A 7,289-nucleotide genomic window follows, 5' to 3' on the forward strand; every position below is an offset into this window, starting at 1 on the left:
TTTCGAACTATTCCAATATTGATGGCTGGGAAGCGTTATCGCGCTATGAGTCAACAACAGCAATAAATGCATTTAAAGCACAATCCCAAAAAGATCCCAAAGCATCTTTGCCCAAAATTGGTTTTGCTCTGGCAACAGCTTTGCAAGGTGAATCAGATAAAGCATTCTGGGCGTTAAATCTGGCATTGATTGCCGATACCCGTGATCTGCGATATTTCAGTGCTGATTCAGGTCTGCGATTGGTCGTTGATGATTTACTGGACAATTACCAGAATAAATCACTCATGACCGCTACCTTGCTTTATTTGATACAGGATTACCGGTCAGCACAATCAACAATACAAACCGCACTTGATGAATGCGATAACTGCACCGGCACCCGAAGTTTGCAACGATTGATACAGCAACGTCTGAACGGATAGCCATAAAAAAACACCCTGTTAAAATTAACAGGGTGTCTTGTGATACTAGGGCTTACTAGCAAATCTAGCTCTCATGTTCTTCATCAAAATCCTGTTTATCCTTTGGGTTGGATTTTGATGATTTTGAGCTTTCTGTTTTGTCAGGTTTTTGCTCCAACTGAATGGCAGAATTTGAATCCGAATCTCCGACCATTTTCAGCGGCGCAGGTGGAGCCGATCCATCTTTATCCTGACCGAAGTAAATGGTCATATGCGGGAATGGAATCTCAATTCCTGCTGCATCCAGATGCTGTTTCACCAGACGGTTATAAGCCCGGCCAACACCCCATTGCGTACCCGGAAGGGTTTTAATCCGTACCCGAATATTGACTGAACTATCTGCCAGAGCGGTAATGCCATGAACTTCCAGCTCATCAACCAGAATTTTCTCACGCTGATCCGCATCTGCCATTAACTCGGCAAAAGCTTCACGCAGATGCACAATCACCTGATCGGTATCTTCACGATATGCCACGCCATACTCACCCACATGGTAAGCAAATTCGCGCATAAAGTTGGACACGGTATCTACTGATGAAAATGGAATCAGATGATAGGTTCCCGAAAGGTCCCGCAGACCTAAAGAGCGGATTGTCAATTTCTCAGCTGTACCAGTGATGCCACCTGCAGTAACAATATCACCGGAATTAATGGCATTTTCCATTTGGATAAACACCCCGGTAATAATATCTTGCACCAGTTTCTGTGCACCAAAACCTATGGCTAAACCAAGCACACCGGCACCCGCCAATAATGGTCCAATATTGACACCTATTTCAGCCAGCACAATCATAACGGTCATTATGATGAGAGCAATAGCCGCCGCGTTACGGAAAATTGTCAGTAATGTTTTGGCTCTTGCCGTTGGCAAATGCGTTTCATCACCAGGATTAAGCCGGTGCTCAATCCAACTTGCCAAAACTATCCATACTGCCATCGCTCCAACAAGAATTGCAGCCACACTAATCAATGTACCGATAGTGTGAATACCCGCCTCTGAGGCTAACCATGCGGTAAGGCTGAATATTCCCCAGGCATCCAAAATGACTGCGGCAACAACCACCACCAGCAAAATTCTTAAGGTTTTATAGATATTTGGTACAAATCCGTTTACCCGTTGTTCCAGCATCGGAAAACGAGAACGCAAATCTTCTGAAACATTTACCGGACGACCAATGGTTTTCGCCAGGAACTTCGCCAGCAGTCCACCGATCACCAGCGCGAGAATGGTCTGGAAAGTGGCCTTTAACATCATTGGCAGGGCATCCTCCGGACGCAGTAATAAAGCCACAGCTAACACAGCAAAATACACTATTCCCAGAATGTGCCAGCTACGTGCCAGAATCCCCAGACTCACTCTTGAAAAGCTGAATGAGGACTGTTGTGCATGAGAGAGCAAACGCTGTTTAACGGATACACGGTTTTGCATGATGACAACAACTGCATAGATAAATGCACTTAACACCACCAGTACACTGACCAGTTGGCCGACGACCGGATTAATATTCAGATTGACCAATGGCACAATCAGCAACATGCCATAACCAATATAGTTGGTTAACCGAACTAACCAGATATGCCAGTAAGTGGCACTTTCGGCAGATATTGGTAATAAACGCAGTGCATCATCACGTCCAGCAAATATCGTACGGAGTATGACTTTAAATATTTCAATCGCCAAAAACGCATTGAGGAATAGCGATTGACTGACATTCATTTCTCCATTGCTGCCAATGGCAAACAAGGCAACGGCATAACCGGCTACCCATGCTAAGGCTACTGTCAGTAAATCCACTAGAGCTGCCAGCAAAATCGCGCTGAATTTGCGAATTTCCGGATAGTCACCCTCCGCTTCAGCCCAATCATTAGCACGACGAAAAGCATGACGCGCCAGACTTCGCAGCACATAAAACATTAATAACGTGCTGGCAATCACCACCAGTAGAAAGAAGCTTTCATCCAGCATGTCCTGCCAATCAAATGTGCCTGCTTCATCAGAACCTATAGCAGCTACAGCAGAAAAACCCGTCCCAACTGTTGAGACAATCTGCTGGGCAACGGATTGGGTCGTATTGGCAATCTGTCTGGCAAACGTTGGTTCATCAACCAACTCTTCTGAAGCGGCTTCTTGATCCAGTGCTTCAGCCGCCTGTGCCAATTCGCGTAATTCTGCGATAAGTTTTTCACGGGACTGTTCATTTTCGAGTGTGTCAGCAAGCGCTGAGTAATGTTTTTCATTATTGGGCGGAGTAGCAGGTTCGGCCCAAGCCGTTTCGGTTATCAAACTGAATGTTAACAACAACGTCACCAGCAGAGCTGAAGTTAACTTCCATTTCATATCAAAAATCCACACGATACTGTGATCTCCTTTTGTTTGATTTTTTTAAATTTATTATTTGCCCAAAGGCTTTAGATTGATGCGAAGGTAGCAATCAATAATTGATTCAAGCCGTCAATTGGTTACTATCAACAGCTTAACAAATGTAGTTTTCAGTTGTAGGGTCTGTTTATGTTTCAAACAGAACAGAGGTCGCTAGGAAAGAGACACGACCCTGTGACCCTATCAAGGCGGAAGGGTTCATTACAAAACCGATACAATTTTCAGTTGTCCCTGTTCATTCACTTCCACCAATACGCCCTCTCCCGATAACACAAACTTGTCGAGAAGTCCGGATATATTGACCTGATGAGTGATATAGATCTTGGTATTAACAGTTTTCACCTTAGTAATATGCGCTTTCCAATCTTGCAGAAACTGTTGTTTTAAATGGCGATTTGATGCGTGAAAAAAAGAATTCAGTGCCGTCAGCTTTTGCGGTGGACCAAACCCCAGTAATTCTGCGGTTTCCAAACATCGACACCATTCACTGGAGAAAACCTCTGCCTCAGTAATACCTGATTCGCGAAGTTTTTGACCTATTTCTATCGCCTGTTCACGTCCTTCAGAAGACAATACCCGCTGAGTCTGGCATTCTGCCAAATCAAACCCCTCTGGATCACCGACGCCAGGGGCTAGCGCATGGCGCAAAATAATAACTTGATCTGCCATACTGGAAGCTGATGAAAACAGCGATAAAAACAGACCATAACGCAAAACTGTAAGCAACTGTCGCATTTAAACCTCTCGGTATTCCCAAAAGTAAATTAATTTCATTACCATGAATAAGGCATGTTTTTTTATCTAAAAAATCTTACTAATAAGCTGTTATTGATTCATACGTTAGAAAACAGTTCACTGCGCATTAGAAAAGTTAGGGAAAAATCAAGTCTCTGGAGCTCAAATGACACCTCATTCCATGCCTAAAAAATTGACACTCTTGTTGCAATTTATATTGTTTGCCGGATTTTTCGGGTCTATTTGGGAACAACAATGGCTCAATGCGATAGCGACTTTCGGCATTATTATCATCAGCTTATTTCCTGTATTACTGGCCAGAAAATTCAATGTTCATGTGCCAGCTATATTTCAACTTCTGGCAATTGCCTTTGTCTTTGCATCGGTATTTCTGGGTGAAGTACATGGCTATTACACCAAGTTCTGGTGGTGGGATATTGCTTTGCACACTGGCTCAGGTTTTCTGTTAGGTATTATTGGCTTTCTGCTGGTTTATCTACTGAATGAAAATGAATATATCCATTTACAGATGATGCCGGGGTTTATAGCTTTTTTTGCTTTTATGTTTGCTTTGGGTATGGGGGCATTGTGGGAGATATTTGAATTTTGCATGGATAAAATTTTGGGTTTGAATATGCAAAAACCCATGTTCGGTGATTACTCAGGCTTAACTGACACCATGTATGACCTGATTGTTGATGCCATAGGCGCTTTGTTTATTTCATTACTCGGCTACGGCCACCTAAAAAAAGCACAAGCCAAATCGTTTCTCGAACGCTGGATATGGTCATTTATCGCCAAAAACCCAAGACTGTTTATCAAAAAAAGAAAAACTGAACCAGCTAAATCCCAACGCTCCGATTAATGGCTGGATGCCAACTTGTGACAACTTCCTTAACATATCAGGATTATCTCTGATGTGCTTTCATCCATAGCACTCTAGTATGCCGGTAGATTGCTGTTCATCAGCAAGTTTCTCTGGAGTGGATATGGACAAGAGACCCAAGGTTTTACCATCATTATTCTTAAGCTTACTGTTGATCTTTTCGTTATCCGCATGCGATCAAAACAATGATGACATTCCGCAGATGGAAGCTGCGCCGATAATCGATGTAAACGAAATTCCCCTTTGGCTCGATGGCCAAGTGGAAATGTCACCACAGGAATGGCTGGTCAAACGTAGTCGTGCAGAAATAAACGATGAAACAGCTGAAATTGAACGCACAGCAGAATTGCTCATCAATGCTGCTGACCGATTTGATGAAAGTCATCGTATGATTGCCAATCGTGCCGCCCAGCTGGAAGATATGCTGTTTGAACATAACATTAAAGAAACAGCGGTTAACAGATTAGAGTGGTTTACTAAACTTCCGACGTTACAGACTCCACATAGCTTTTCAGCTCTCTGCCAGTACTATTACAACCTTCGCACTAAGGGGAAAACGGAAGACGAAATCATTCAGAACCTTTTAAGGCTCTAGTGCTTGTTTCCTTTCGTCTCCACCCCTCTTGGTGGTTCATTTCGCGATAAATGAGCAAATGATGAGATTTAGCTGTTCTGTATAAGTAATTTGTAACGCGGTTTGTCGAAAAAAATCGTCCTAGCCCTGCGCTTGCGACTGAAAATAGCACACGGTGACTTTGGGTAAACTCGCCTGATAATGGCAGCTCCTCTATAATTCAGAGCATATACTTTTTCTCTGTTGGGAAAGAGCCGTCTCGTTTATTCAATCATTGGAATTTATGACTTCTCCTCAAGCGAACAGTTATTTCAGTTTGATCCGCAACCAGTTTGGTTTACTGGCTATTGGTTTTATTGCACTTTTCTCTGGCAATCTTGGACAAAGCTTTTTCATTGGTTTGTTTCAATCTGATATTGCCCATTCGTTAAATTTATCAGCAGGTGAATTTGGAGCTGTGTATGCAGCACTTACAATGGCAAGCGGATTTCTGGTGTTACATTTCGGCCAGAAACTGGATTGGATTGCCCCCCGGCGTTATGCCTTATTAGTGCTGACAGCGTTATTGGCGCGCGTGATTTTACTGACCACTTCACCATGGCTGATTCCAGCTTTAATTGGGCTGGGTTTAGTACGGTTATGTGGTCAAGGGTTGATGACCCATTTTGGCAGTACATTAGCTGGCCGCGAATTTACTATTAATCGTGGTCGTGCTCTGGGGTTGGTCAGTCTCGGCATGCCACTGGGTGAGATTATTCTGGCACCCGTCATCGCATTATTACTTGGCTGGTTGAGCTGGCAGCAAATCTGGTGGGCAGTGGCCGCCGTCATTTTTCTCATTTGGTTGATGTTACTGCTTTTGGCGAAATGGCCTGAAGCTCCTGAAATCAAACGTGATAGCAGCGGTAACAAAATCAAAGGCCCCAACCCGATGCTGGAAAAACGTTTCTGGCTGATTATTCCATTGACTATGGCTTTGCCAGTCACTTTAACCGGTATTTTTATTTTTCAGTCCCAAATGACACTAGACTTAAATGCCACCACCACCGCATATGCCTTGGGTTTAACGGCAATGGGCATTGCTCGTTTTCCCGGCGCATTACTTGGAGGCCGCTGGATAGATGAGTTAGGGGTATCGCTTCTAGCTCGCTTGTACCTGGCTCCTTTTGCATTCGCTATCATTTTGGCGGTATTAGTCGGTGGCAATGCAGGTGTTTTGATTTTAATGATTGGTGCCGGAATTTCACTTGGCATGTCTTCGCCGGTGGTAGATAGTTTATTAGTGGTACTTTGGGGTCGTGAACATTTAGGCCGTGTACGTAGTGTCAAATCAGCTTTTATGGTGTTTTCAACCGGCCTGGCACCCGCTGTACTAGGTTTCCTGATTGACGGTGGTGTGCAATTTGAAGCGATTCTGCTTGGCATGCTGATATTTATGTTTGCGGGATGGTTGCTGGCCCAAGCTCCTATTCGTGAAGCTGAAAAAATAAATCATCATTCATTAAAACAAGATTAAAGTCATTCTTCTCGACGCCGCTAGCCTTAGAGTAGATCCATTCGAGGATAAGAAAATGACAATTAACACTGATCCGTTTGGCCAGACCGTCAGTTCGATGGCAAAGGATCCTGTAAATAAGCAGGAAGGCCCTTTTGGTCAGCAGGTTTCGGTTTTGGCCCAGGAAAAAAAGTTTTCAGTATCTGAGTCGAATAGCGAAATGAACCTTTCCATTCTGCAGGTCTCGTTTAATCTCAGTGACGGCAATGGTGATGGTGCCATGGCATTACTGTTTAAAACTGCTCTTGAGGGCATCAATGACTCTCTGAAGGCTGAGTTTGGCGAGAACGCCATTCAAAAAGCTTATGAACAAGGCGTTGATGTTTCACCCGAAGCGACTTCCGAACGCATTGTGCAAATGAGTACTGCTTTTTTTGATGCTTATTACAGCACCCGCCAGGATATGCCGCTTGAAGAAGCCCTGAAATCATTTGTCGAAGTGATTGGCGGTGGAATCGATCAGGGGTTTAAAGAAGCACGCGACATTCTTGGTGGCCTGAAAGTACTGGAAGGCGATATAGCAGGCAATATCGATAAAACCTACGATTTAGTTCAACAAGGCCTACAGTCCTTTGTAGAAAACTATCAAGCTTCTCAAGAAGCCTAAATACTTTTTACCGCCTCCCATCTCGGGAGGCGGTTTATTGCAACTCAGACATACCGGCTCTTGAGTTCTGCATAATACCCGCCATACTCTG

General features: G+C 43.9%; 7 protein-coding genes. 5 read left to right on the plus strand and 2 right to left on the minus strand.

Going from position 1 to position 7,289, the window contains the following annotated elements; translation table 11 throughout:
- Nucleotides 1–422, plus strand: a 422-nt coding sequence (locus B3182_RS12325) for a hypothetical protein (RefSeq protein ID WP_292752952.1), incomplete at its 5' end; no start/stop codon positions are given.
- A 64-nt stretch (nt 423–486) separates the two neighbouring features.
- On the opposite strand, the gene B3182_RS12330 is transcribed toward B3182_RS12325, so the two are convergent.
- A complete protein-coding gene (locus B3182_RS12330) occupies nt 487–2,799 on the minus strand; it encodes a mechanosensitive ion channel domain-containing protein (protein WP_292358097.1) in 2,313 nt (770 codons plus the stop codon).
- Between the two features lie 243 nt (nt 2,800–3,042).
- Nucleotides 3,043–3,576 (minus strand): histidine phosphatase family protein, encoded by a 534-nt coding sequence (locus B3182_RS12335; RefSeq protein ID WP_292358095.1) that lies wholly within the window; start codon nt 3,574–3,576, stop codon nt 3,043–3,045.
- A gap of 166 nt (nt 3,577–3,742) precedes the next feature.
- Here B3182_RS12335 and B3182_RS12340 point away from each other — a divergent pair, with 166 nt between their 5' ends.
- The 4 genes from B3182_RS12340 (at nt 3,743) to B3182_RS12355 (ending at nt 7,198) form a co-directional block, all read left to right on the plus strand.
- Nucleotides 3,743–4,441 carry a hypothetical protein gene (locus B3182_RS12340; protein WP_292358093.1) on the plus strand — a complete coding sequence of 233 codons (699 nt, stop codon included), beginning with the start codon at nt 3,743–3,745 and terminating at the stop codon, nt 4,439–4,441.
- 124 nt (nt 4,442–4,565) lie between these two features.
- On the plus strand, nt 4,566–5,057 hold the full coding sequence (locus tag B3182_RS12345) for a hypothetical protein (RefSeq protein WP_292358091.1): 492 nt from the start codon (nt 4,566–4,568) through the stop codon (nt 5,055–5,057).
- A 262-nt stretch (nt 5,058–5,319) separates the two neighbouring features.
- On the plus strand, nt 5,320–6,552 hold the full coding sequence (locus tag B3182_RS12350; protein ID WP_292752955.1) for an MFS transporter: 1,233 nt from the start codon (nt 5,320–5,322) through the stop codon (nt 6,550–6,552).
- A gap of 55 nt (nt 6,553–6,607) precedes the next feature.
- A complete protein-coding gene (locus B3182_RS12355; RefSeq protein ID WP_292358087.1) occupies nt 6,608–7,198 on the plus strand; it encodes a DUF5610 domain-containing protein in 591 nt (196 codons plus the stop codon).
- Nucleotides 7,199–7,289: the final 91 nt, after the last annotated feature.

Source organism: Methylophaga sp. UBA4204, from assembly GCF_002379485.1.
Classification (GTDB): Bacteria; Pseudomonadota; Gammaproteobacteria; order Nitrosococcales; family Methylophagaceae; genus Methylophaga.

Excerpts from the sequence above, each read along its gene's own strand:
- B3182_RS12330 (WP_292358097.1), bottom strand. The coding sequence starts at position 2,799 with ATGAAATGGAAGTTAACTTCAGCTCTGCTGGTGACGTTGTTGTTAACA.
- B3182_RS12335 (WP_292358095.1), bottom strand. The coding sequence starts at position 3,576 with ATGCGACAGTTGCTTACAGTTTTGCGTTATGGTCTGTTTTTATCGCTG.
- B3182_RS12340 (WP_292358093.1), top strand. The coding sequence starts at position 3,743 with ATGACACCTCATTCCATGCCTAAAAAATTGACACTCTTGTTGCAATTT.
- B3182_RS12345 (WP_292358091.1), top strand. The coding sequence starts at position 4,566 with ATGGACAAGAGACCCAAGGTTTTACCATCATTATTCTTAAGCTTACTG.
- B3182_RS12350 (WP_292752955.1), top strand. The coding sequence starts at position 5,320 with ATGACTTCTCCTCAAGCGAACAGTTATTTCAGTTTGATCCGCAACCAG.
- B3182_RS12355 (WP_292358087.1), top strand. The coding sequence starts at position 6,608 with ATGACAATTAACACTGATCCGTTTGGCCAGACCGTCAGTTCGATGGCA.